At 59.9% G+C, this 25,800-nt stretch carries 21 protein-coding genes and 1 pseudogene; 15 read left to right on the top strand and 7 right to left on the bottom strand.

Features of this window, described 5'->3' with window-relative positions; translation table 11 throughout:
* Positions 1 to 67: 67 nt before the first annotated feature.
* On the bottom strand, positions 68 to 691 hold the full coding sequence (gene lolA / locus BLU76_RS10920; RefSeq protein WP_063320492.1) for an outer membrane lipoprotein periplasmic chaperone LolA: 624 nt from the start codon (positions 689 to 691) through the stop codon (positions 68 to 70).
* A 57-nt stretch (positions 692 to 748) separates the two neighbouring features.
* Positions 749 to 3,154: a DNA translocase FtsK gene (locus BLU76_RS10915; RefSeq protein ID WP_063320491.1), complete on the bottom strand. Its 2,406-nt coding sequence runs from the start codon at positions 3,152 to 3,154 to the stop codon at positions 749 to 751.
* A 308-nt stretch (positions 3,155 to 3,462) separates the two neighbouring features.
* On the opposite strand from BLU76_RS10915, the gene trxB reads away from it, so the two are divergent.
* From trxB to infA, 4 genes are all read left to right on the top strand, one after another.
* The gene (gene trxB / locus BLU76_RS10910) at positions 3,463 to 4,422 is read left to right on the top strand and encodes a thioredoxin-disulfide reductase (protein WP_092222691.1); all 960 of its coding nucleotides are present in this window, start codon (positions 3,463 to 3,465) and stop codon (positions 4,420 to 4,422) included.
* A gap of 81 nt (positions 4,423 to 4,503) precedes the next feature.
* Complete coding sequence (gene aat / locus BLU76_RS10905) at positions 4,504 to 5,184, top strand: leucyl/phenylalanyl-tRNA--protein transferase (protein WP_092222689.1); 681 nt, start codon at positions 4,504 to 4,506, stop codon at positions 5,182 to 5,184.
* A gap of 57 nt (positions 5,185 to 5,241) precedes the next feature.
* Complete coding sequence (locus BLU76_RS10900) at positions 5,242 to 5,949, top strand: arginyltransferase (protein ID WP_063320488.1); 708 nt, start codon at positions 5,242 to 5,244, stop codon at positions 5,947 to 5,949.
* Positions 5,950 to 6,072: 123 nt separating this feature from the next.
* On the top strand, positions 6,073 to 6,291 hold the full coding sequence (infA, locus tag BLU76_RS10895) for a translation initiation factor IF-1 (RefSeq protein WP_002553999.1): 219 nt from the start codon (positions 6,073 to 6,075) through the stop codon (positions 6,289 to 6,291).
* Between the two features lie 217 nt (positions 6,292 to 6,508).
* Here the strand turns inward: infA and clpA are convergent, their stop codons facing one another.
* Together clpA and clpS are read right to left on the bottom strand one after the other, a co-directional pair.
* Positions 6,509 to 8,779: an ATP-dependent Clp protease ATP-binding subunit ClpA gene (gene clpA / locus BLU76_RS10890; RefSeq protein ID WP_063320487.1), complete on the bottom strand. Its 2,271-nt coding sequence runs from the start codon at positions 8,777 to 8,779 to the stop codon at positions 6,509 to 6,511.
* Positions 8,780 to 8,808: 29 nt separating this feature from the next.
* A complete protein-coding gene (gene clpS / locus BLU76_RS10885) occupies positions 8,809 to 9,171 on the bottom strand; it encodes an ATP-dependent Clp protease adapter ClpS (protein WP_003180089.1) in 363 nt (120 codons plus the stop codon).
* Between the two features lie 226 nt (positions 9,172 to 9,397).
* Between clpS and BLU76_RS10880 the strand changes: the two genes are divergently transcribed.
* Positions 9,398 to 9,667 carry a cold shock domain-containing protein gene (locus BLU76_RS10880; protein WP_092222687.1) on the top strand — a complete coding sequence of 90 codons (270 nt, stop codon included), beginning with the start codon at positions 9,398 to 9,400 and terminating at the stop codon, positions 9,665 to 9,667.
* A 77-nt stretch (positions 9,668 to 9,744) separates the two neighbouring features.
* On the opposite strand, the gene icd is transcribed toward BLU76_RS10880, so the two are convergent.
* Positions 9,745 to 11,001: an NADP-dependent isocitrate dehydrogenase gene (gene icd, locus BLU76_RS10875; protein WP_063320485.1), complete on the bottom strand. Its 1,257-nt coding sequence runs from the start codon at positions 10,999 to 11,001 to the stop codon at positions 9,745 to 9,747.
* A gap of 482 nt (positions 11,002 to 11,483) precedes the next feature.
* Here icd and BLU76_RS10865 point away from each other — a divergent pair, with 482 nt between their 5' ends.
* The 10 genes from BLU76_RS10865 to aceA all read left to right on the top strand — a co-directional run bounded on the left by BLU76_RS10865 (position 11,484) and on the right by aceA (position 23,577).
* On the top strand, positions 11,484 to 13,709 hold the full coding sequence (locus tag BLU76_RS10865) for an NADP-dependent isocitrate dehydrogenase (RefSeq protein ID WP_072339621.1): 2,226 nt from the start codon (positions 11,484 to 11,486) through the stop codon (positions 13,707 to 13,709).
* 451 nt (positions 13,710 to 14,160) lie between these two features.
* Positions 14,161 to 15,039, top strand: coding sequence for a hypothetical protein (locus BLU76_RS10860; protein WP_092222685.1), 879 nt, complete (start codon positions 14,161 to 14,163; stop codon positions 15,037 to 15,039).
* A 199-nt stretch (positions 15,040 to 15,238) separates the two neighbouring features.
* The gene (locus BLU76_RS10855) at positions 15,239 to 15,685 is read left to right on the top strand and encodes an NUDIX hydrolase (protein ID WP_092222683.1); all 447 of its coding nucleotides are present in this window, start codon (positions 15,239 to 15,241) and stop codon (positions 15,683 to 15,685) included.
* Between the two features lie 59 nt (positions 15,686 to 15,744).
* On the top strand, positions 15,745 to 16,869 hold the full coding sequence (gene mnmA, locus BLU76_RS10850; protein WP_057450008.1) for a tRNA 2-thiouridine(34) synthase MnmA: 1,125 nt from the start codon (positions 15,745 to 15,747) through the stop codon (positions 16,867 to 16,869).
* The gene (gene hflD, locus BLU76_RS10845) at positions 16,866 to 17,489 is read left to right on the top strand and encodes a high frequency lysogenization protein HflD (protein ID WP_072339625.1); all 624 of its coding nucleotides are present in this window, start codon (positions 16,866 to 16,868) and stop codon (positions 17,487 to 17,489) included. The genes mnmA and hflD overlap by 4 nt, the downstream gene beginning before the upstream one ends.
* A 247-nt stretch (positions 17,490 to 17,736) precedes the next feature.
* Positions 17,737 to 19,107: an adenylosuccinate lyase gene (purB, locus tag BLU76_RS10840; protein ID WP_092144476.1), complete on the top strand. Its 1,371-nt coding sequence runs from the start codon at positions 17,737 to 17,739 to the stop codon at positions 19,105 to 19,107.
* Between the two features lie 84 nt (positions 19,108 to 19,191).
* Positions 19,192 to 20,358 carry a ribosomal protein uL16 3-hydroxylase gene (locus BLU76_RS10835; RefSeq protein WP_003203358.1) on the top strand — a complete coding sequence of 389 codons (1,167 nt, stop codon included), beginning with the start codon at positions 19,192 to 19,194 and terminating at the stop codon, positions 20,356 to 20,358.
* A complete protein-coding gene (locus BLU76_RS10830; RefSeq protein ID WP_092144474.1) occupies positions 20,351 to 20,776 on the top strand; it encodes a GNAT family N-acetyltransferase in 426 nt (141 codons plus the stop codon). Before BLU76_RS10835 ends, BLU76_RS10830 begins: the two co-directional genes overlap by 8 nt.
* A gap of 258 nt (positions 20,777 to 21,034) precedes the next feature.
* Positions 21,035 to 21,796, top strand: coding sequence for a secretin N-terminal domain-containing protein (locus BLU76_RS10825; protein ID WP_063320478.1), 762 nt, complete (start codon positions 21,035 to 21,037; stop codon positions 21,794 to 21,796).
* Between the two features lie 455 nt (positions 21,797 to 22,251).
* Positions 22,252 to 23,577, top strand: a complete 1,326-nt coding sequence (gene aceA, locus BLU76_RS10820; RefSeq protein ID WP_063320477.1) for an isocitrate lyase — start codon at positions 22,252 to 22,254, stop codon at positions 23,575 to 23,577.
* Between the two features lie 108 nt (positions 23,578 to 23,685).
* Here aceA and BLU76_RS32295 read toward each other — a convergent pair whose 3' ends face one another.
* On the bottom strand, positions 23,686 to 24,390 hold the full coding sequence (locus BLU76_RS32295) for a methyl-accepting chemotaxis protein (protein WP_371914898.1): 705 nt from the start codon (positions 24,388 to 24,390) through the stop codon (positions 23,686 to 23,688).
* 198 nt (positions 24,391 to 24,588) lie between these two features.
* Positions 24,589 to 25,473 (bottom strand): annotated as a pseudogene (locus BLU76_RS32290) (methyl-accepting chemotaxis protein); the annotation flags it as partial.
* Positions 25,474 to 25,800: the final 327 nt, after the last annotated feature.

Genomic DNA, 25,800 nt, shown 5'->3' with positions numbered 1-25,800 from the left:
CTCTGCCGGAGCAGATCGGCCCCCACAGACCTTTTCCCACAGGCCATTTCCAACAGGGGGCCAGTGTTTATTCCTGGATTACATCGGCACCCTTGGGGATGTCGAACTTGAACTTGGACGCGGCGATCGGCTCGTTGGCCTTGACCCCGGTGAACAGGATGTTGGTGCGCTGGCCGACACTGTCGATCAGTTGCATATCGTTGACCAGGCCGTTACGGAACGACAGGCGCAGGCTGTCGAACAGGCTGTCCTTGGTCTTGGGCTTGAGGGTGAAATCAATCACGCCACCGGCCTCCTTGGAGGTGATCTCGAAGCTCTGGCTGATCTCGGAGATGTCGCCGGAGAGCAGCAACGCCGGCGTCTGGGTCAGGCGCTGGTCGAGGGTCTTGATGGTCACCTGTTCCAGGTCCGGGTCCCACAGGGAGACTTTCTTGCCATCGGAGACCATCAGTTGTTCGGCTGGCGCATCGGTGTGCCAGTAGAACAGGCCTGGACGCTGCAGGGCCATGTCGCCGGCGGTTTCCTGCAATTGGGTACCACTGCCATCGAGGGTCAACTGGGAGAAACGTGCCGTCAGGGTCTGGGAGCCCCCCAGCAATTGGGTCAGGCGGGCCACATCCTTTTCGCCGGCGTGGGCCGACAAGGTGGTCAGGGCCAGTACGGGCAACAGCAACATGCGAATCAGGCGCATGGGAGTCCTCATGAAGTCGTGGGGGGCGAGCGGCGTGTCAGCAGGCCGCCCGGGTCATTAGTCGCGCATCGGGCCCGGCGCCAGTACTTCGCGCGAGCCGTTGGTGTTCATGGCCGTCACCACCCCGGCCATTTCCATGGCTTCGATCATGCGGGCGGCGCGGTTGTAGCCAATCTTCAGCTTGCGCTGAACGGCAGAAATCGAGGCCCGGCGGCTCTCCAGGACGAACTGCACCGCTTCGTCATAGAGCGCATCGGTTTCAGCATCGTCGTCACCGCCACCGCTGCTGCCCTCGAAACCGCTGCCGGCTTCTTCGACACCGTTGAGAATGTCGTCGTTGTATTCAGGAGCACCGCGCAGTTTCCAGGCCTCCACCACGCGGTGCACTTCGTCGTCGGAGACGAACGCGCCATGCACGCGAATCGGCAGGCTGGTGCCCGGCGGCATGTAGAGCATGTCACCGTGACCAAGCAACTGCTCGGCGCCGCCCTGGTCGATGATGGTCCGTGAGTCGATCTTGCTCGACACCTGGAACGCCATGCGAGTCGGGATGTTGGCCTTGATCAAGCCGGTGATCACGTCCACCGACGGCCGCTGGGTGGCGAGAATCAAGTGGATACCGGCCGCACGGGCCTTCTGGGCAATACGGGCGATCAGCTCTTCGACCTTCTTGCCGACGATCATCATCATGTCGGCGAATTCGTCCACCACCACCACGATGGTCGGCAGCTTGTGCAGCAGCGGGGCTTCGTCGTGGATATTTTCGCGATGGTACAGCGGGTCGCTCAACGGCGTGCCGGCCTCTTCGGCTTCCTTGACCTTGGCGTTGAAGCCCGACAGGTTGCGCACGCCCATCTTCGCCATCAGCTTGTAGCGGCGCTCCATCTCGGCGACGCTCCAGCGCAGCGCGTTGGCGGCGTCCTTCATGTCGGTGACCACCGGGCACAGCAAGTGCGGGATGCCCTCATAGATGGACAGCTCGAGCATTTTCGGGTCGATCATGATCAGCTTGGCGTCTTCGGGGCCGGATTTGAACAGAATCGACAGGATCATCGCGTTCACACCCACCGACTTACCGGAACCGGTGGTACCGGCCACCAGCAGGTGGGGCATTTTCGCCAGGTCGGTGATGACCGGCTTGCCGCCGATGTCGTGACCCAGGGCCAGGGTGACCGGCGACTTGTGGTTGTCGTACTCAGGCGTCGACAACACTTCAGAGAAGCGCACGATCTGCCGGTCTTCGTTGGGAATCTCGATACCCACGGTGGTCTTGCCGGGAATCACTTCCACCACCCGCACGCTGGTCACGGCCAGGGAACGCGCCAGGTCCTTCGCGAGGTTGGCGATGCGGCTGACCTTCACGCCGGCGGCCGGCTGGATTTCGTAGCGGGTGATGACCGGCCCCGGGTGGATCGAGTCCACCGAGACCTCGACGCCGAACTCCTTGAGCTTGATCTCCAGCAAATGACCGACGGCCGCCAGGGATTCCGGGGAATAGTTGAGTTGTTTCTTCTCGGCCGGGTCCAGGATCGAGATCGGCGGCAAGGTGCCTTCCACCGCGCTGTCGACGAACAGCGGCGCCTGCTTCTCCTTCTGGACACGCTTGCTTTGCTCGGGCGGCTTGGCCGGGGCCATGGTGATGACCGGCGGCACCTGTTTCTCGCGCTCGGACATGTGCTTGCTCAACGCCTGCTCACGCTCGATCAGGCGCTCCTTGACCTTGGCCTGCTCGCGTTTGTCCGGCGTCGTCGGGGCTACCACGTCGTGGACGCGGTCGTCGACTTCACGCAGTTGCGCCACCAGTTGCTTGCGCTCGGTGCGCGCCGCCCACCAGCGGTTCATGGCGCCCTGGATCAGCTCGATCAGGTCGAGGGTGATCTTGCCGGTGACGTCCATGACCTTGAACCACGACAGGTCGGTGAACACCGTCAGGCCGAACAGGAACAGGGCGATGAACAGCAGCGTACTGCCCTGGATGTTCAGGGCGTTCCTGGCCAGGTCGCCGAGGCTTTCCCCCAGCGCCCCGCCCGCCCCGGCCGGCAAGCCGGTGGGCGCGTGGAAATGGATATGGGCCAGTGCGGCCCCCGACAACACCAGGAACACCAGGCCGATCAGCCGCCAGGAGAACAGCCAGCCGCTCCACTGCCACGGCTCGTGGCGCTGGCGGAAGATCTGGTAGGCCTTGATCGCCAGCAGCAACGGGAAGATGTAGGCGAAATAGCCCAGCACCATGAACAGGATATCGGCGCTGTAGGAACCGGCCGGACCGCCGAAATTCTGCACGTCGTCGATCTTGCTGTTATGGCTCCAGCCCGGATCGTCCTTGCCGTAGGTCAGCAGGGCCATCATCAGGAACAAGCACAGGGCGCCGATGGCGATCAACGCACCTTCCTTGAGCCGGTAGTGCAGTTGCTGGCGCCAGAGCGGAACGACTGGTTTGGGTGCTGCGGTGGATTTCTTCAAAACGCTTCTTTTCCTGCGCCAACGGCGCGTCCATCTGTTGAATGACTATAAAAAACTGCCCACGACGAGCAGGTAAAAAAGTGAATGTGCACAACCGGTACTACTTTTACCACTGTGGGGTGCATCCAGAAAACCGCAGGCGTTGCCGAAGATTTTGATCTTTAGCCCATCCTGCGTTCAAAACTCAAGCATTGTACGGTTTTGTCCGCGCCAAGGCATTGCCTGACAGCATAGCCGAATACAGGGTATACACGCGCCAATTGGACCATGCATTCTCTTTTGTGACAAAGGCTTATGAGGTGTTTTTTATGAGCGAAGTGAAGCATTCACGCCTGATCATTCTCGGTTCGGGCCCTGCGGGGTACAGCGCTGCCGTCTATGCTGCCCGCGCCAACCTCAAACCCGTTGTCATTACCGGCCTGCAGGCCGGTGGCCAGCTCACCACCACGGTGGAAGTCGACAACTGGCCCGGCGACGTCGAAGGCCTGACGGGCCCGGTACTGATGGAACGCATGCAACGGCACGCCGAGCGCTTCGACACGCAGATCGTCTACGACCATATTCACACCGCCAAGTTGCAACAGCGCCCCTTCGAGCTGATCGGCGACAGCGGCACCTACACCTGCGATGCACTGATCATTGCCACCGGCGCTTCCGCGCAATACCTGGGCCTGCCCTCGGAAGAGACCTTCGCCGGCAAAGGCGTTTCGGCCTGTGCAACCTGCGATGGTTTTTTCTATCGAAACCAGGTGGTGGCCGTGGTTGGCGGCGGTAACACGGCGGTCGAGGAAGCCTTGTACCTGTCGAACATCGCCAGGGAAGTGCACCTGATCCACCGTCGCGACAAGCTGCGCTCAGAGAAAATCCTGCAGGACAAACTCTTCGAAAAGGCCGCCTGCGGCAATATCAAGCTGCATTGGAACCAGAACCTGAATGAAGTCCTGGGCGACGCCAGCGGCGTGACTGGCGCGCGCCTGCGCCACAGCGAGACCGGCGCAACCAGCACCTTGCCCCTGGCCGGCGTATTCATTGCTATCGGCCATAAACCCAATACCGAGCTATTCCAGGGCCAGTTGAAGATGCGTGACGGCTACCTGTTCGTACGCGGCGGCAGCGAAGGCAACGCCACCGCAACCGATATCGAGGGCGTGTTCGCCGCCGGCGATGTGGCCGACCACGTCTATCGCCAGGCAATTACCTCAGCCGGTGCCGGCTGCATGGCCGCACTCGACGCTGAGAAGTATCTCGATGACATCCCTGCCGTTTGACGGTTAACCTTCCAGGCGGGCGCTCGCGGATGGGCGAAGCCCGCCACCAGCCGCCCTCCCCTTCTACTAAGCCGGATACCAATGCTGACCTGGTTACAACGCAACAGCTTCGAGTTCCCGCCCCTGGCAAAAGCCATGCACGACCCCAACGGGTTATTGGCCGCCGGCGGCGATCTATCCGCCGACAGGTTGGTCCAGGCGTATCGCCATGGTTGCTTCCCATGGTTTTCCGAGGGGCAGCCGATCCTCTGGTGGTCGCCAGACCCGCGCACGGTGCTGTTTCCCGACGAACTGCACATATCCCGCAGCCTGGGCAAACTGCTGCGCAAGCAGCGCTATGAAGTGACGTTCGATCGGGATTTTGCCGCAGTCATCCAGGCCTGCGCGGCGCCGCGGGACTATGCCGAGGGCACCTGGATCACCGACGCCATGCAAACCGCCTATCTGGAACTGCACCGACGCGGTTTCGCCCATTCGGTGGAAGTGTGGGACAAAGGGGCGCTGGTGGGCGGCCTGTATGGCTTGGCCATGGGCCAGCTGTTTTTTGGCGAGTCGATGTTCAGCCGAGCCGACAATGCGTCGAAATTCGGCTTCGCGAGGCTGGTCCAACACCTCAAGGCCGCCGGTTTCGTGCTGATCGACTGCCAGATGCCCACCGAGCATCTGCACAGCCTGGGCGCCCGCTCGATTCCACGGACTGAGTTTGCTGGCTATCTCAAGGCCCATCTGGATCAACCCAACCACGCAACCTGGGTTTGCTGAGCGACATTCGCGCGCGTGGCTTACACTTAAATCTAAAAGCTTATCCGAGGGTTGATCATGACCGAGTTGGCGCGCTTGAAGTTCTATGCCACTCAGCCCCACTCTTGCAGTTATCTGCCGGAGGAGCAGGCCACGACGCTGTTCCTCGACCCCAGCCAGCCCATGGATGTGCATGTCTACGCAGACCTGTCGGAAATGGGCTTTCGTCGTAGCGGCGACCACCTCTACCGGCCCCATTGCCAGCATTGCAACGCCTGCGTCCCGGCGCGCATCCCTGTGACGCAATTTTTGCCCAACCGTCAGCAGAAACGCATTTTCAAGCGCAACGCCGATCTTCAGGTCCGCCCGGCCAAGCCGCAGTTCACCGAAGAATATTTCGACCTGTACCAGCGCTACATTGAACAACGCCATGCCGATGGCGACATGTACCCACCCAGTCGGGATCAGTTCTCGACCTTCCTGGTGCGCGACCTGCCGTTTTCCCGCTTCTACGAGTTCCGACTGGACGGGCGCCTGGTCGCCATCGCCGTCACGGACCTGCTGCCCAATGGACTTTCGGCGGTGTACACCTTCTACGAGCCGGACGAAGAACGGCGCAGCCTGGGACGGTTTGCCATCCTCTGGCAAATCAACGAAGCCCGGCGCCTGGGCCTGGAAGCGGTGTACCTGGGCTACTGGATCAAGAACTGCAAGAAAATGAACTACAAGACCCAATATCGCCCCATTGAACTGCTGATTAACCAGCGGTGGGTTGTCCTGAGTTAAACCCCTTCGGCTTATAAAGCTAGAACCCCTTGGCTTGCCCCCCCTTTTTCGGGCACAATGCACGCCGCTTTTGCCTGGCGCAGTTGCACCGGGCCATTCACTGGATACCGAGGGCTTTACTGCATGTCGAAAGAAGACAGCTTCGAAATGGAAGGCACTGTCGTCGACACCCTGCCCAACACCATGTTTCGTGTGGAGTTGGAAAATGGGCACGTCGTAACCGCGCATATCTCCGGCAAGATGCGCAAGAACTACATTCGTATTCTTACCGGTGACAAAGTGCGCGTCGAGCTGACGCCCTATGACTTGAGCAAAGGGCGCATCACTTACCGCGCTCGCTAACAAGTCAATACAAAACGCCCGGCTGATGCCGGGCGTTTTTGTTTGCGCGCAACGCGGATCATTCCCACGCTCTGCGTGGGAATGCAGCCAGGGACGCTCTGCGTCCCAAAAGCCGAACGCGGAGCGTCCGTTGAGGCATTCCCACGCGGAGCGTGGGAATGATCCCATACACAGCAAAAAGGCGCCTTTCGGCGCCTTTTGCTTTGTTGCGGGTCGATCAGGCCATTTCGGCCGTGGTTTCGAAGTCGAAGGTCAGTTCGCCGTCCTTGATGTCGATGTGCACCACACCGCCATGCTCGGCCAGTTCGCCAAAGAGGATTTCCTCGGCCAGCGGACGCTTGATCTTGTCCTGGATCAAGCGAGCCATCGGCCGCGCGCCCATCGTCACATCGTAACCACCTTCTGCCAGCCAACTGCGGGCCGCATCGGTGACTTCCAACAAGACACGCTTGTCTTCGAGTTGCGCCTGAAGTTCGGTAAGGAACTTGTCCACCACGCTCTTGATGACTTCATGGCTGAGGCGACCAAACTGGATAATGGTATCCAGGCGGTTGCGGAATTCAGGCGTAAAGCTCTTCTTGATCACTTCCATCGCATCGGACGAGTGGTCCTGATGGGTGAAACCGATCGAAGCGCGAGCCGCAGTTTCGGCCCCGGCGTTCGTGGTCATGATGATGATCACGTTGCGGAAGTCCGCCTTGCGCCCGTTGTTATCGGTCAGCGTGCCGTGGTCCATGACCTGCAGGAGCAGGTTGAAGACTTCCGGATGCGCCTTCTCGATTTCGTCGAGCAACAATACGCAGTGTGGCTGCTTGGTGATGGCTTCGGTCAGCAGGCCGCCCTGGTCGAAACCGACATAGCCTGGAGGCGCACCGATCAGACGCGATACGGTGTGGCGCTCCATGTACTCGGACATGTCGAAGCGAACCAGCTCGATACCCATTGCCTTGGCCAGTTGCCGCGCGGCCTCAGTCTTGCCGACGCCGGTAGGACCGGCGAACAGGAACGAACCCACGGGCTTGTCCGGCGATTTGAGACCGGCGCGGGACAGCTTGATGGCGGTCGACAGCGAGTCGATGGCCGCATCCTGGCCGAACACCGTCAGCTTCAGGTCACGCTCCAGGTTACGCAGCAACTCCTTGTCGGAACTGGTGACGTGCTTAGGCGGAATACGCGCGATTTTCGCCACGATATCCTCGACCTGAGGCACTTCGATGCGCTTGACGCGCTTCTCCAACGGTTGCAGGCGCTGGTAGGCACCCGCCTCGTCGATGACGTCGATGGCCTTGTCCGGCATGTGCCGGTCGTTGATGTAACGCGAGGCCAGCTCAGCCGCCGCGCGCAGGGCTTCATCGCTGTATTCGATGTTGTGGTGCAGCTCGAAACGCCCTTTCAGGCCGCGCAGGATACCAATGGTGTCCTCCACCGAAGGCTCCGACACATCGACCTTCTGGAAACGCCGGGCCAGGGCACGGTCTTTCTCGAAGATCCCGCGAAATTCCTGGAACGTGGTCGAGCCGATGCAACGAATATCACCCGACGACAGCAATGGCTTGAGCAGGTTCGACGCATCCATGACCCCACCCGACGCCGCCCCGGCACCAATAATGGTGTGGATTTCGTCGATGAACAGGATCGCTTGCGGACGTTTTTTCAACTCGCCGAGCAACGCCTTGAAGCGTTTCTCGAAGTCACCGCGGTACTTGGTACCGGCCAGCAAGGCACCCAGGTCGAGGGAATACACCACGCTGTTGGCCAGCAGGTCCGGCACCTGGTCGTCAACGATGCGCTTGGCCAGGCCTTCGGCGATGGCGGTCTTGCCCACGCCCGCCTCGCCCACCAGCAATGGGTTGTTCTTGCGACGCCGAGCCAGGATCTGGGCAACACGCTCGACTTCCGCTTCGCGCCCGACCAGCGGGTCAATGCGCCCCTGGCGTGCCAGTTCGTTCAGGTTGCTGGCATAGGCATCCAATGGGTTGCCTGAAGAAGAAGACTCACCGCCCTCGTCGTCCTGCATATCCTGCTCACCCTCGGAATGATCGCCATGCCCCGGCACCTTGGAGATGCCATGGGCGATGTAGTTGACGACATCGATACGCGCAACGCTCTGCTGCTTGAGCAGGAACACCGCCTGGCTTTCCTGCTCGCTGAAGATGGCAACCAGCACGTTGGCGCCGGTGACTTCACGCTTGCCCGAGCTCTGTACATGGAAGACAGCACGCTGCAGGACACGCTGGAAGCCCAGGGTTGGCTGGGTTTCGCGATCCTCGTCATGAACGGGGATCAGTGGCGTGGTGGAGTCGATGAACTCCTGCAGATCATGCTTGAGTTTATCGAGGTTCGCGCCGCAGGCACGCAAAACGGTGGCGGCAGCCTCGTTATCCAATAGGGCCAGCAGCAGGTGTTCGACGGTCATGAATTCATGACGCTTCGAACGAGCCTCCTTGAAGGCAAGATTGAGGGTGACTTCGAGCTCGCGGTTTAACATAGCTTCACCTCATACCCAAGTGGTCGGCGTTAACCGTCCTTCTCGATTTCACAGAGTAGCGGATGCTGGCTTTCCCGGGCGTATTGGTTGACCTGCATGGCCTTCGTCTCGGCGATGTCGCGGGTAAACACTCCACATACTGCCCGTCCCTCTGTATGGACGGCCAGCATGACCTTGGTCGCCAGCTCGCGATTCAGGTTAAAAAACACCTCGAGCACTTCGACGACGAAATCCATCGGTGTGTAGTCATCGTTGAACAAAACCACCTTGTACATCGGTGGCGCCTGTAATGCAGGCTTTGCCTCCTGAACAGCAATGCCTGCGGAATCGTCGTCGTGTAGATCCGGGCGATCCTGATTGAATGTTAGTCGAATCTGGCTGACTGCATGCATGGAAAGAAAGGTTCGTTTAGTTGGCGAATACAGTGATGGGGGCGCTTGTGGGCGATTTCAACCACGACCACCCGGCCACCTTGACTATCGGCAAAACGGTGTTACAACCAATAGAGCCCATCGTGGGTTAAAAAGGTCCGTGGAATCTATCCTTACTTCAAGATTAGCCTGCGGATGGACTGGATGATACTCCAGTGATGGAGTGCGTTGCAGAGGGAAATGGGTTATGTCGGTCGTCAAGATGAATGGCAAGGTGAAATGGTTCAACAATGCCAAGGGCTACGGTTTCATTATCGCGGCCGGCAGGGATGATGAAGACCTTTTCGCCCATTACTCGGCCATCAACATGGAAGGCTATAAAACCCTGAAGGCCGGACAGCCTGTGACGTTCGACGTCATCCAGGGACCCAAGGGCCTGCACGCGGTCAACATCAAGGTTGTCACCACCGAAGAAAAGCCCGCCCCTGTCCAGGTCAGGGTCACCGAGACCCATTGACCGGTCGCTGCACCGGACAAGTGAAAATGCCCGGCTCGATCACTCGAGCCGGGCATTCGCGCTGAGCGCCGATCCGCTTACATGTGCGAGATCAGGGCATCGCCGAAGCCCGAGGACGACACCAGCTTGGCGCCCTCCATCAGACGTTCGAAGTCATAGGTCACGGTCTTGGCCGAAATCGCGCCATTGGTGCCCTTGATGATCAGGTCGGCCGCTTCGGTCCAACCCATGTGGCGCAGCATCATTTCCGCCGACAGGATCAACGACCCCGGGTTGACCTGGTCCTTTCCGGCATACTTGGGCGCGGTACCGTGGGTGGCTTCGAACATGGCCACGGTGTCGGACAGGTTGGCGCCCGGCGCAATACCGATACCGCCCACTTCCGCCGCCAGGGCGTCGGACAGGTAGTCACCGTTCAGGTTCAAGGTCGCAATTACGTCATATTCGGCCGGACGCAGCAGGATCTGCTGCAACATCGCATCGGCGATGGCGTCCTTGACGATGACATTCTTGCCGGTCTTCGGGTTCTTGAACTGCATCCACGGCCCGCCGTCGAGCAAGGTCGCGCCAAACTCCTCGGCCGCCACTTCGTAGGCCCATTCCTTGAAGGCACCTTCGGTGAACTTCATGATGTTGCCTTTATGCACGATGGTCAGCGAGTCGCGGTCATTGTCGACAACATACTGCAAGGCCTTGCGGGCCAGGCGCTTGGTGCCCTGCTTGGAAACCGGCTTGACGCCGATGCCGCAGTCCTCGTCGAAACGGATCTTGGTCACACCCATTTCTTCTTTCAGGAACTTGATGACCTTGGTCGCTTCGGCCGAACCGGCCTTCCACTCGATGCCAGCGTAGATGTCCTCGGAGTTCTCGCGGAAGATCGTCATGTCCACGTCGCCAGGCTTCTTGACAGGGCTTGGCACGCCTTCGAACCAACGCACCGGACGCAGGCACACGTACAGGTCGAGCTGCTGGCGCAGGGCCACGTTCAGCGAACGGATACCACCACCCACCGGCGTGGTCAGCGGACCCTTGATGGAAACCACGTAATCCTTGACCGCGTCCAGGGTTTCCTGGGGCAGCCAGGTGTCCTGGTCGTAGACTTGAGTCGCTTTCTCACCGGCATAGACTTCCATCCAGGAAATCTTGCGCTTGCCGCCATAGGCCTTCTGAACCGCAGCGTCCACAACCTTGATCATGACCGGACTGATATCGACGCCAATGCCGTCGCCTTCGATGAAGGGGATGATCGGGTTGTCGGGAACATTAAGAGAATGGTCTGCATTGACGGTGATTTTGTCACCGACGGCTGGAACCTGAATCTTTTGATACCCCATGCTGAACTCCATTGCTTGGATTGAACATCTGGCTGCGTTCGAGCGTACCCCACTTGAATCGGCACGCAAACCCTACGTTAGGCTCATCCGGGGTAAAGCGTTGCAGTTCGCGGTGTACAACCCTGAAAACCAAGGGAAAAGCGCCAAACATGAGCATAGCCCGCTCCTTGGGTACTGCGACGTTTAGACCAATGGACGTGTACGGAAGTCTATGAACCATCGGCAGATTGCCAGCTACCTATGTATAATGCCGCCGCTGACCACAGGGTCACGCTGGCTGAGCGCTCTATCACAGGACTTTTCCGCCAGTTTAAAAGCCGGACCGTTACCGCGGCCCAACCGCTTGACGCTCGACTGATGCACCCAACATCACCGCGAAGAAACCTCGACATTCGGTTCACGGATGACTTTGAACGAACGCGCTTACCCGGCGCCCTCGAGTTTCTGCGCATGCTTTAGCAAAGAAGAGAGTTAATCCGAATATGCCCACCCGCTCGAAGATCATCTATACCTTCACCGACGAAGCGCCCGCCCTCGCCACCTATTCGCTGCTGCCGATCGTCGAAGCCTTTACCGCTTCGGCCGATATCGCCGTGGAAACCCGCGATATCTCCCTCGCAGGGCGCATCCTGGCCAGCTTCCCCGAGCAACTGGGTGACAAAGCCGTAGCCGACCACCTCGCCGAATTGGGCGACCTGGCCGTCACGCCTGAAGCCAACATCATCAAGCTGCCGAACATCAGCGCCTCGGTGCCGCAACTGCAGGCCGCGATCAAGGAATTGCAGGCCCAGGGCTACGCACTGCCGGACTATCCGGAAACCGTGACCACCGATGCCGAGAAAGACGCTCGCGCCCGCTACGACAAGGTCAAGGGCAGCGCCGTGAACCCGGTCCTGCGCGAAGGCAACTCCGACCGCCGCGCACCGCTGTCGGTCAAGAACTACGCCCGCAAGCACCCGCACAAGATGGGCGCCTGGGCAGCCGACTCCAAATCCCACGTGGCCCACATGAGCACCGGCGATTTCTACGGCAGCGAAAAAGCCGCCCTGATCGACGCCGCGGGCAGCGTGAAAATCGAGCTGATCGCCCAGGACGGCACTGCCACTGTCCTGAAAGAAAAAACCACCGTACAAGCCGGTGAGATCCTCGACTGCGCCGTGATGAGCAAAAACGCCCTGCGCGACTTCATCGCCGCTGAAATCGAAGACGCCAAGCAAAAAGGCGTCCTGCTGTCGGTTCACCTCAAGGCCACCATGATGAAGGTCTCCGACCCGATCATGTTCGGCCAGATCGTTGCCGAGTTCTATAAAGATGCCCTGGCCAAGCACGCACAAGTGCTGGAGCAGATCGGCTTCAACCTGAACAACGGCATCGGCGACCTGTACGCCCGCATCAAGGCCCTGCCGGCCGAGCAACAGGCGCAGATCGAAGCCGACATCCAGGCGGTCTACGCGGCGCGCCCATCCCTGGCGATGGTCAACTCCGATAAAGGCATCACCAACCTGCACGTGCCGAGCGACGTCATCGTCGACGCCTCGATGCCGGCCATGATCCGTGACTCCGGCAAGATGTGGGGCACCGACGGCCAACTGCACGACACCAAGGCCGTGATCCCGGATCGCTGCTACGCCACCATCTACCAGGCGGTGATCGAAGACTGCAAGCAACACGGCGCCTTCGACCCAACCACCATGGGCAGCGTGCCGAACGTTGGCCTGATGGCCAAGAAAGCCGAAGAGTACGGCTCCCACGACAAGACCTTCCAGATCAAGGTCGACGGCGTGGTCCGTGTTTCGGACAGCAACGGCCGCACCCTGCTGGAGCAAAGCGTCGAAGCTGGTGACATCTTCCGCATGTGCCAGACCAAGGACGCGCCGATCCAGGATTGGGTCAAGCTGGCCGTCAACCGTGCCCGCGCCAGCGACACGCCGGCAATCTTCTGGCTGGACCCGATGCGCGCCCATGACGGCGTCGTGATCGAGAAAGTCCAGACCTACCTGAAGGACTACGACACTGCCGGCCTGGACATCCGCATCATGGCGCCGGTCGACGCGATGAAGTTCACCCTGGCCCGCACCCGCGAAGGCAAGGACACCATCTCGGTGACTGGCAACGTACTGCGCGACTACCTGACCGACCTGTTCCCGATCATGGAACTGGGCACCAGCGCCAAGATGCTGTCGATCGTGCCGCTGATGAACGGCGGTGGCCTGTTCGAAACCGGCGCTGGCGGCTCGGCCCCCAAGCACGTGCAGCAATTGCTGGAAGAAAACTTCCTGCGCTGGGATTCCCTGGGCGAGTTCCTGGCCCTGGCCGCCTCCCTCGAGCACCTGGGCGTGACCTACAACAACCCGAAAGCACTGGTGCTGGCCAAGACCCTGGACCAGGCTACCGGTGAGTTCCTGGACCGCAACAAGTCGCCTTCGCGCAAGGTCGGCGGCATCGACAACCGTGGCAGCCACTTCTACCTGACCCTGTTCTGGGCCCAGGCTCTGGCCGCCCAGGATGACGACGCAGCCCTCAAGGCTCAGTTCGCTTCCCTGGCCAAGACATTGACCGACAACGAAGAAAAAATCGTTGCCGAGCTCAACGCCGTCCAGGGCAAGCCCGTGGACATCGGCGGCTACTACTTCGCCAACCCGGAGCTGACCAGCAAGGCCATGCGCCCGAGCAACACCTTCAACGCAGCGATTGCCGCGCTGGTGTAAGGTTGTAAGGGAACACCACGAACCCCGGCCTTGTGCCGGGGTTTGTGTTTCCAGGCATACCAAGCGCTCCCCAACCTATCTTGCCCCACCCCATTGGCTGCCCAGGCTTACCTTGACAGTACAATCAGACAGCCTAGCCTTAAAAGCATCGTTCTAAGTACGCCCTCTTCACTGAAGGTGCATGAAGTAAACCGCGAGCGCTGAACGACCGGTGTGACCCCTACACCTTTTCAACCTTCGTGGATGCGAGATGTCTCGGCAAGAGAACGAGAGAGAGTCAGATCAGGCGTCATTCTGATTGCCAGCAGGTGTATCGACCTCAAGTGAGCGAAAACTGGATTGCTGAAATCGGCTACGTAGCGATAACAACCCTTTTGGATAGTTTGAGTTTTCAGCGAAAAATACGCACTTATAAACTCACTACCAGACTCATAAACTGAGGAAATACACCATGAAAAAGACTGCGCAAGCAATTATGAACGCTCAAATACCCTTCACAATTGGAAATTTAGACTTTCAACAACTGCGAGGCTCCCCCACCCTATTTAGGAGAGAGGGCGCTGATGAGCCTTTTGAATACCCTAAAATAGAGGAATTTCCCGACCGTTACGCCATACGCTGCTCTACAGACATCCGCCCCAATCGCTTTGGACAGATATACAACTACACCCCCACCACACAACAACTAACCTTTACAAGCCCAGATGCCACATACACATTCAATTTAAACAAATTCGGAAATCAAGTTATCTACTCAACCAACTCACCTGGCGCAAGCGTCAGAGCCCCCTCTATTGTCTTCGAGGACTTTCCAGGGTTAATTCAGCTCGAAATGCACATACCCGGTAAAAAATTCGACCAACAGACAGATAAGGCCGAATGGCCCGATGTGCAAATCAACGACCAGGTCATCAAACATTCCTCAACCAGCCCCGCGCTTACTACCCCGAAAGAAAAGGTCTTACAAGTCGTTATCAACCCCACGGACAGATTTTCATCTTTAGGTAACGTCACGCTCTATCTTTCAGGCTGCGATGTATACCAAGAGTACCCACCGGGAGAAATGCACAAAATCGACAAACTCGTAGGGACGATGTCTACCGACCTCTACCTGACACCGGACAAAAGCTATCCGCCTGGCGTAACGAACCTGACGATAGAAGACGGGTTTTCGGACGCAACTGCCGTCATCGAATTCAACCACGACACTTCAAAAAAACAGGTGACCATTACAATAAAATCATTTACAGGCGCAGGCAAACTTTGTGACATACGGGACTTCCCTTACCTCGACAAATACTATCCGAATGCAATATGCATCGCCCTGTGAGGATAGACATACTTTGCTTAGAACCCCGAAGGGCAATTGAACTTACATCCCAGCCACTGACAGGAGGACTCAATCACCTGCATGGGAGTTTGCTCGGGACGGCGATTCATCATTCGTTTAGTATCGAGCAACCCGTTGCTATTGCGAGCAAGCTCTGCCCCACAGCGGCCTGCATTCCAATTTCAAGATAAGGACTCCCATGAACTGGCAACCCCACATCACCGTCGCCACCATCGTCGAAGACAACGGTCGCTTCCTCATGGTGGAAGAATCCAAGGGTGGACGCGCGGTGCTCAACCAGCCCGCCGGCCACCTGGACCCGGACGAAACACTGATCGAAGCCGCCGTGCGCGAAACCCTGGAAGAAACCGGCTGGGACGTCGAACCCACGAGCGTGGTGGGCATTTACCTGTACACCGCCCCCAGCAACGGCGTGACCTACCAGCGAGTCTGTTTCGCCGCCAAGGCCTTGAATCATCGCCCTGACTATCAACTGGACGACGGTATCCTCGGCGCCAAATGGCTAAGCCGGGACGAACTGCTGGAGCAACGCGACCGCTGGCGCAGCGAGCTGATCATCCGCTGCATCGACGATTATCTGGCCGGCCACTGCCACAGTCTGACGCTGATCCGTCCTTCTCTTTAGCCTTGTGCGCCCGGGCCTGATAGAATCGCGTCCTTTTTCAAGACACTCATTGAACTCCTATGCGTGATCCAGCTCCTTCTGACACATCCAAGAAGCGCGTCATTGTCGGCATGTCCGGCGGCGTGGACTCTTCCGTTTCCGCCCTTCTGCTGATCGAGCAGGGTTATGAGGTGGAAGGCCTGTTCATGAAGAACTGGGAAGAAGACGACGGCACCGAGTACTGCACCGCCATGGACGACCTGGCGGACGCCCAGGCGGTGTGCGACAAGATCGGCATCAAGCTGCACACCGCCAACTTCGCCGCCGAGTACTGGGACAACGTGTTCGAGCACTTCCTGGCCGAATACAAGGCCGGTCGCACGCCGAACCCGGACATCCTCTGCAACCGCGAAATCAAGTTCAAGGCGTTCCTCGACTACGCCATGATGCTCGGCGCCGACCTGATTGCCACCGGCCACTACGTGCGCCGCCGCGACATCGACGGCCGCACCGAATTGCTCAAGGGCCTGGACCCGAACAAGGACCAGAGTTACTTCCTGCATGCCGTCGGCGGCGAGCAGATCGCCAAGACCCTGTTCCCGGTAGGCGAACTGGAAAAGCCCGAAGTGCGCGCGATCGCCGAAAAACACCAGCTCGCCACCGCCAAGAAAAAAGACTCCACCGGGATCTGCTTTATCGGTGAGCGCCGTTTCAGCGACTTCCTCAAGCAATACCTGCCGGCCCAACCGGGCGAGATCAAGACGACCGAAGGCGAAGTCATCGGCCGCCACCATGGCCTGATGTACCACACCATCGGCCAGCGCCAGGGCCTGGGCATCGGCGGCCTGAAGGACGCCGGGGAAGAGCCGTGGTACGTGCTGGTCAAGGACCTGGAGCACAATGAGCTGATCGTCGGCCAAGGCAACGACCATCCCTGGTTGTTTTCCCGCGCCCTGCTCGCCTCCGACATCTATTGGGTCAACCCGATCGACCTCAGCGAACCACGCCGCCTGACGGCCAAGGTTCGCTACCGCCAGAGCGACCAGCCCTGCACCCTGGAAAAAACCGCCACGGGCTACCGAGCCACCTTCGATGACCCGCAGCGGGCGGTCACGCCCGGCCAGTCCGTGGTGTTCTATGACGGCGAAATCTGCCTGGGCGGCGGCGTGATCGAAGTCGCAGAACCCTGGAGCAGCAAGGCATGAGCCCCATCCAGGAACAACTGACGGCATTGGGCGGTGTGTTTCTTGCCGCCGTGCTGGTGGACAGGATCGCCAAGACCGGCCAGGCCACCGAAGCGGGCGTGGCCTGCATGCTCGGCAGCCTGCTGGTTCGCGACCCCAAGGACACCCTGGAAGTCTACGGCGGCGACGACTTGAACCTGCGCGAAGGCTATCGTGCACTGATCGGCGCCCTGGAGCGCGATCCCAGCGCCCTGCAACGCGAACCGCTGCGTTATGCCCTGTCGATGCTGGGCCTTGAGCGCCAGCTGGCCAAGCGCGACGACCTACTGGAGACCATCGGCAAACGCTTGCCGCAGATCCAGTCCCAGGTCGAGCACTTCGGCCCGTCCCACGAAAACGTCGTCGCGGCCTGCGGCGCGCTGTACCAGGACACCCTGAGTACCCTGCGCCAACGCATCCAGGTGCATGGCGACATGCGCAACCTGCAGCAACCGAGCAATGCCTCGAAAATCCGCGCCCTGTTGCTGGCCGGTATCCGCTCGGCACGGTTGTGGCGGCAGCTGGGCGGCCATCGCTGGCAACTGGTGGTCAGCCGGCGCAAATTGCTTAAAGAGCTTTACCCGTTGATGCGCAACGAATAAGTCGCCTCAGCCCGTTTTTTTGTGGCGAGGGAGCTTGCTCCCGCTGGGGCGCGAAGCGGCCCTGAATCCGGGCAACCCGGACTCAAGAGGGGCTGCTACGCAGCCCAGCGGGAGCAAGCTCCCTCGCCACAAGTAATAAATAGTGTCTCGTTACGCGTAATACGCCGGTCAGTTGGCGACGGACCGGCGCAAGATTTCATGTATGATACGCGCCCCATTTCGTTGCCCGACTGTCCGAGAACACCCCATGCAGCTCTCTTCGCTCACTGCGGTTTCCCCTGTTGACGGCCGCTACGCCGGCAAAACCCAGGCCCTGCGCCCGATTTTCAGCGAGTACGGCCTGATCCGTGCCCGCGTCCTGGTTGAAGTGCGCTGGCTCCAGCGCCTGGCCGCCCACCCTGCCATCAGCGAAGTCCCGGCGTTTTCCGCCGAAGCCAACGCGGTGCTGAACACCCTGGCAGAAAATTTTGTGCTGGAGCACGCCGAGCGCGTCAAAGAGATCGAGCGCACCACCAACCACGACGTCAAGGCCATCGAATACCTGCTCAAGGAGCAAGCGGCCAAGCTGCCGGAACTGGCCAACGTCAGCGAGTTCATCCACTTCGCCTGCACCAGCGAGGACATCAACAACCTGTCCCACGCCCTGATGCTGCGCGAAGGCCGTGATGAGGTGATGCTGCCCCTGATGCGCCAGACCGCCCAGGCCATCCGCGAACTGGCGATCCGCTTCGCCGACGTGCCGATGCTGTCGCGCACCCACGGTCAACCGGCTTCGCCGACCACCCTGGGCAAGGAACTGGCGAACGTGGTCTACCGCCTGGAGCGCCAGATCGCCCAGGTGGCCGCCGTGCCGTTGCTGGGCAAGATCAACGGCGCCGTGGGCAACTACAACGCCCACCTGTCGGCCTACCCGGACATCGACTGGGAAGCCAACGCCCGCGCCTTCATCGAAGACGAACTAGGCCTGAGCTTCAACCCCTACACCACCCAGATCGAACCGCACGACTACATCGCCGAACTGTTCGATGCCATCGCGCGCTTCAACACCATCCTGATCGACTTCGACCGTGACATCTGGGGCTACATCTCCCTGGGTTACTTCAAGCAGCGCACCATCGCCGGCGAAATCGGCTCTTCGACCATGCCGCACAAGGTCAACCCGATCGACTTCGAAAACTCCGAAGGCAACCTGGGCATCGCCAACGCGCTGTTCCAGCACCTGGCGAGCAAACTGCCGATCTCCCGCTGGCAGCGCGACCTGACCGACTCCACCGTGCTGCGCAACCTGGGCGTGGGTTTTGCCCACAGCGTCATTGCCTACGAAGCCAGCCTCAAGGGCATCAGCAAGCTGGAACTGAACGAGCAGAAAATCGCTGCCGACCTGGACGCCTGCTGGGAAGTTCTCGCCGAGCCGATCCAGACCGTCATGCGTCGCTACAACATCGAAAACCCGTATGAAAAGCTGAAAGAGCTGACCCGTGGCAAGGGCATCAGCCCTGAAGCGTTGCAGACTTTCATCGATGGCCTGGACATGCCTGCCGAGGCCAAGGCGGAGCTGAAGAAGCTCACGCCGGCCAGCTACATCGGCAACGCGGCGGCACAAGCCAAGCGCATCTGATCCACGGCTTTACCTTTGAGACGCCCGGCCGCGCCGGGCGTTTTTATTCGCGTCTGAAAAGTATATTTTTTCAATAGGTTACACATGAATCCTGATATTCCTCTGCAACTCCTGGGCGGCATCACGGCACGGGAGTTCCTGCGCGACTACTGGCAGAAAAAACCCCTGCTGATCCGTCAGGCAATTCCTGACTTCCAAAGCCCGATCGATGCCGATGAACTGGCCGGCCTGGCCCTGGAAGAAGAAGTCGAATCGCGCCTGGTGATCGAACACGGCGAGCGCCCCTGGGAATTGCGTCGCGGCCCGTTCGCCGAAGACGAATTCAGCAAGCTGCCAGAGCGCGAGTGGACCCTGCTGGTACAGGCGGTCGATCAGTTCGTACCGGAAGTCAGCGAGCTGCTGGAGAACTTCCGCTTCCTGCCGAGCTGGCGCATCGACGATGTGATGATCAGCTTCGCCGCACCGGGTGGCAGCGTGGGTCCGCATTTCGATAACTATGACGTGTTCCTGCTGCAGGGCCATGGCCAGCGCAACTGGAAGATCGGCCAGATGTGCGACTCCGAAAGCCCGCTGCTGCAGCATGCCGACCTGCGCATCCTCGCTGAATTCGAAGCCACTGATGAGTGGACCCTGGAACCAGGCGACATGCTCTACCTGCCGCCGCGCCTGGCGCACTGTGGCGTGGCCGTGGACGACTGCATGACCTACTCGGTGGGTTTCCGCGCACCGAGCGCCGCCGAAGTGCTGACCCACTTCACCGACTTCCTCAGCCAGTTCCTGCCGGACGAAGAGCGCTACACCGACGCCGATGCGCGCCCGGTGGCCGACCCGCATCAGATCCAGCAGGACGCCCTCGACCGCCTCAAGGGCTTGCTGGCCGAGCACATGAGCGACGAACGCCTGCTGCTGACCTGGTTCGGCCAGTTCATGACCGAGCCGCGTTACCCGGAACTGGTGGTAGGCCCGGAACTGGAAGAAGACGACCTGCTGGCCAGCCTGGAACAAGGCGCTGTGATCATTCGCAACCCGAGCGCGCGCCTGGCCTGGTCGGAAGTCGATGACGACCTGCTGCTGTTCGCCAGCGGCCAGAGCCGTTACCTGCCAGGCAAGCTGCGCGAGCTGCTGAAAATGATCTGCGCCGCCGACGCCCTGCACATCGAGAACCTCGGTCCGTGGTTGGCCGACGAAGACGGTCGCGGCCTGGTTTGCGAGCTGGTCAAGCAAGGCAGCCTGGGGTTCGCCGATGAATAAAATTCACGTTCGTGTCGCAGACTGGCAAAAGGATAACGCCGAGATCCGGCGCATTCGTGAGACCGTGTTCATTGCCGAGCAGTCCGTTCCTCCTGAGTTGGAATGGGATGCCGACGACCAGGGCGCGGTGCATTTTCTGGCGTTTGAAGGTGACTTTCCCATCGGCACCGCCCGCCTGTTGACCGATGGCCATATCGGTCGTGTCTCGGTCCTCAAGGACTGGCGCGGCCTGAAGGTGGGCGATGCGCTGATGCACGCCGTGATCGCCGAAGCCGAGAAGCGTGGGCTCCAGCAACAGATGCTCAGCGCCCAGGTGCACGCCACGCCGTTCTATGAGCGGCTGGGGTTTGCGGTGGTCAGCGAGGAGTTCCTGGAAGCCGGGATTCCCCATGTGGACATGGTGCGGCATTCGGCTTGAACCCCCGCCTACCAGCAAGATGATGGCCTTTGTGGCGAGGGAGCTTGCTCCCGCTGGGTCGCGAAGCGGCCCTAAAAAACAGGGCTGCTGCGCAGCCCAGCGGGAGCAAGCTCCCTCGCCACACAAGGGCATCACACAACATCCAAAACGCCCCGCCATCCCCCGATGCCGGGGCGTTTTGCCGTCTACCATTCAACTTGCCCCACCCCAGGCCGACAAACTGGCAATATCAAGCCTTTGTCTCGCGGAGAAATGGACATGCCTCTACGCACCTTCCTGGTTACCCTGCTGCTCGGTTGCAGCCTGTCGGTCATGGCCGACACGCAAATCGTGCCGCTGAACTACCGCACCAGCGCCGACCTGCTGCCGGTGGCACAGAACTTCATCGGCAAGGACGGCCAGGTCAGCGCCTACGGCAACCAACTAATCGTCAACGCCGAGCCCGGCAAGATCGAAGAACTGCGGCAATTCCTCGCCCAATTGGACACCGCCCCCAAGCGCCTGCTGATTACGGTCGACACCAACGAAAACAACCTGCAGGGCGACCAGGGTTACTCGATCAACGGCGCCGCCCCCAGCCAGACCCGCATCATCAACCGCAGCACCGCCAGCCGTGACGGCGGCGTACAGCAGGTGCAGGCCAGTGAAGGCCAGCCGGCGCTGATCCAGGTAGGCCAGAGCGTGCCATTCACTAGCAACCAGACCGACAACTACGGCCGCATGCAGAGCCAGACTGAATACCGCAACGTCACCCAGGGTTTTTATGTCACGGCCAGCGTCACCGGCGAGACCGTTCATCTGAGCATCAGCACCAATCGTGACCGCATGAGCCAGGAGCGTCCCGATGTAGTGAACGTTCAGAGTACCGACACAACCGTCAGTGGCCGCCTGGGCGAATGGATCACCCTGGCCGGCGTCAATCGCCAGACTCAAGCCGACAAACAGGGCCTGACCCGCAGCTACTCGACCCAGGGCCGCGACGACATGATTTTGCGGGTCAAGGTCGATACCCTGAACTGAAGCACCAAAAACTGACTGATGAGTCGTATTAGACCAAAGATGTAGTGCCATAAAAAAAGCACTACAAAACGTTTGACGAGCAAAAAAACCGAAGGCATGATGGCCTCGCTCCCGCTAATCAGGGGCCCTGGCAAGGGCCTTCGGGTCGACGCTTGCAACTACCCTGCGAGCCGATTCGTGTCTGTACCGCCCACAAGGTGTGTTTGACGAGGTTGCGACTGGAACGAAGTTGTCCCGAGGGACGGAAGCGTAACTAGGTAACCCGGCATCACTCTGAGTTCGTATGGAGGCCCACGACGCCCGAATGCGCCCGCAGTTCGCCCCTACCTGCTCACTTTCCCCTCGAGCCCATCGTTCATCCCGTCGCCTCCCCGCCTGAACCGACTTGTACGCCAACCCCTGGTCGGCAGGAGCAGGAATTTTCCACCAAGACCTATGCGACGAGGTTTATCTCCATGGCACTGACACGCGAACAGCAAATTGCAGCCCTTGAAAAAGACTGGGCTGAAAACCCGCGCTGGAAAGGCGTGAAGCGCAATTATTCCGCTGCTGACGTCGTCCGTCTGCGTGGCTCGGTTCAACCTGAGCACACCCTTGCGAAAATGGGCGCCGAGAAGCTCTGGAACCTGGTGACCCAGGGCGCCAAGCCAGCCTTCCGTCCCGAGAAAGATTTCGTCAACTGCATGGGCGCCCTGACCGGCGGCCAGGCTGTGCAGCAAGTCAAGGCCGGCATCCAGGCGATCTACCTGTCGGGCTGGCAAGTGGCCGCGGACAACAACTCCGCCGAGTCGATGTACCCCGACCAGTCGCTGTACCCGGTGGATTCGGTTCCAACCGTGGTCAAGCGCATCAACAACTCGTTCCGTCGCGCCGACCAGATCCAGTGGAAAGCCGGCAAGAACCCGGGCGACGAAGGCTACATCGACTACTTCGCGCCGATCGTGGCTGACGCTGAAGCCGGTTTCGGTGGCGTCCTGAACGCCTACGAGCTGATGAAGAGCATGATCGAGGCAGGCGCCGCCGGCGTTCACTTCGAAGACCAACTGGCCTCGGTGAAGAAATGCGGCCACATGGGCGGCAAGGTGCTGGTTCCAACCCAGGAAGCCGTGCAGAAGCTGACCGCTGCCCGCCTGGCTGCCGACGTTGCCGGGGTACCGACCATCATCCTGGCCCGTACCGACGCCAACGCCGCTGACCTGCTGACCTCCGACTGCGACCCGTACGACCAGCCGTTCGTAACCGGTACCCGCACCCAGGAAGGCTTCTACAAGGTGCGCGCCGGCCTCGACCAGGCCATCGCCCGTGGCCTGGCCTATGCGCCGTACGCCGACCTGATCTGGTGCGAAACCGCCAAGCCGGACCTGGACGAAGCCCGTCGCTTCGCCGAAGCGATCAAGAAGGAATACCCGGACCAGATCCTGTCGTACAACTGCTCGCCTTCCTTCAACTGGAAGAAGAACCTGGACGACGCGACCATCGCCAAGTTCCAGCGCGAACTGTCCGCCATGGGCTACAAGCACCAGTTCATTACCCTGGCAGGCATCCACAACATGTGGCACAGCATGTTCAACCTGGCGCACGACTACGCCCGCAACGACATGACCGCCTACGTGAAGCTGCAAGAGCAAGAGTTCGCTGACGCAGCCAAGGGTTACACCTTCGTGGCTCACCAGCAGGAAGTGGGCACCGGCTACTTCGACGACATGACCACCGTGATCCAGGGCGGCACTTCGTCGGTGACCGCACTGACCGGCTCCACCGAAGAAGAACAGTTCCACTGATTCACACGCTTGCCTCGAGTAAGCGGCCCTTGCGGACCGGATAAAAACTAACCGCAAAGCCGACGATCTGAAGCCCCGACTGGTTCGGGGCTTTTTTTTACCGGTTTTTTACACTTTGAAGTGACTGACCAGTTGCTGCAACTGGTTACCCAGGCGCGCCAGCTCGATGCTGGAGGCTGCGGTTTCTTCGCTGGCCGAGGCGGTCTGTTCGGATACATCGCGCACACTCAGGATACTGCGGCTGATTTCTTCGGCCACCGAGCTTTGTTGCACCGCAGCAGCGGCAATCTGCTGGTTCATGGCCTGGATGCCCGAAACCGCCTGGGTGATGTTGCCCAGGGAAATGCCGGCCTTGCCGGCCAATTCCACGCTGCTGTCGGTCAGTTCGCGGCTATTGCGCATGATACTCGACACCTGGCGCGTGCCGTTCTGCAAGCCCGCCACCAGGCTTTCGATCTCTTCGGTGGAATGCTGGGTACGCTGGGCCAGCCCACGCACTTCGTCGGCGACCACGGCAAAACCGCGCCCGGCGTCACCCGCGCGGGCGGCCTCGATGGCGGCGTTAAGGGCCAGCAAGTTGGTCTGCTCCGCCACCGCCCTGATCACGTCCATGATCTTGCCGATGCGCGCGCTTTCTTGTTCCAGCTCATCCATGGCGTCGACGGAACGCCCGACTTCGCTGGCCAAGCGTTCGATCTGAACGATGGCTTGCGCAACCACCTGGTCGCCGATACGGGCCTGTGCATCAGCCTCTGACGCGACCGTGCAAGCCTGTTCGGCATTACGCGCGACTTCGTGCACGGTGGCCGACATTTCCTGCATGGCGGTAGCCACCTGGTCGGTCTCGGTCTTCTGGCTATTGACCCCGGCACTGGTCTGCTCGGTGACGGCCGACAACTCTTCGGCGGCACTGGCGATTTGGGTGACGCCATCGCGGATACCACCGATCAAGTCGCGCAACGTGGTGCCCATGCGCTGGATACCTTGCTGCAAAACACCCAGTTCATCACCACGGGTCACGACCGTGCCTTGCGTGAGGTCGCCTGCCGCAATGCGATCGACCACCGCCAATGTGTCCTGCAACGGCCGGGTAATCTGGCGGGTGATGATCATGGCCGCAAGAATCCCCAACAGCATCGCCAAGGCAGTGCAGCTCAACTGCAGGATACGGGACTGGGCGCTTTCGTCACCCAGGGAGACCAACTGGCTGGCATACATTTCGTCAGTCAGACGGGTAATGGTTTCACCCAGATCGATGGTGTCCTGCACGGCCTTGCCAATGGCCTGATTACTGGCGGTGAAGTTCTGCACCGAACGGCGGTAAGCAATCAGCGCGGTTTCCAGCTGCTTGATGGTGTCGGCATAGCTCGGGCCGAAAGCACCGTTAAGGGTTTCGATGCTCTTGAGCGCATTTTCGAGCTGGCGGGTGGCGGCCTGTTCGGTGGCGCTGTTGGGGTTGCCCGTGTAGCCACGCACTTCATAACGCACCAGCGCGACGTCCTCTTTGGCTTTGAGGATAATCCTGTACAACTCAAAACGGCGCTCGTCCGTGGCAGGCATTGCTTCCACGTCATCGATGACCTTGGCAATCAGCGCGGCGCCCTTGACCGCATTGACGCCCATCTCCTTGCGCATGGCTGCGTCAGTGCGATAAGCCTCGCGCATTGTATTCAGCGCCACTTGATACTCGGTGCTGGCCTGCTCGATCAGCGCAAGTTTTTTCAGGTTTTCGGGTTTTTTCAACTCATTTGCAAGGCTTTTTTGCTTGGCGACAAATTGTTCCAGCGACGCCTGGATCAATTCACCCTTTTCTTCATCGCCCTTGTCCACCTGGTATTGCAAGCGAGCCCTGCGCAGGTGATCAAGACGGTTGCCGAGCTCGGTAATGCTGGTCATTCGATCCGCACGCTGGATCATTTTGCCCAGACTGGTCCAGCCGGTCGCGGCGAGGATCGCGGTCAGAAACAGCACAACAGCAAAACCCAGAGCCAGCTTGAGCATAACGCTCATGTTCGCGATCCAAGAGTTCATGACAGTCCTTTGGTAATCCGCCGCGAACGATGAAAACTGACGCAGCTATCTATGAAGGGGCAATTGTCTAATCAACATTGATATAGATGATTAGATGAGTGAGCGGCAAAGATAGCCATTTGCCATCAACTCTTCAAGGCTCTAGGGCCGGCCTCATGCCGATATTTGCAGGCAAAGCGGGTTCGCCTAACG

The sequence above is a fragment of the Pseudomonas sp. NFACC08-1 genome (assembly GCF_900106735.1).
GTDB lineage: Bacteria > Pseudomonadota > Gammaproteobacteria > Pseudomonadales > Pseudomonadaceae > Aquipseudomonas > Aquipseudomonas fluorescens_Q.
Note: the sequence above shows the minus strand (reverse complement) of the source record. Positions and strands in the feature narration are given on the sequence as shown.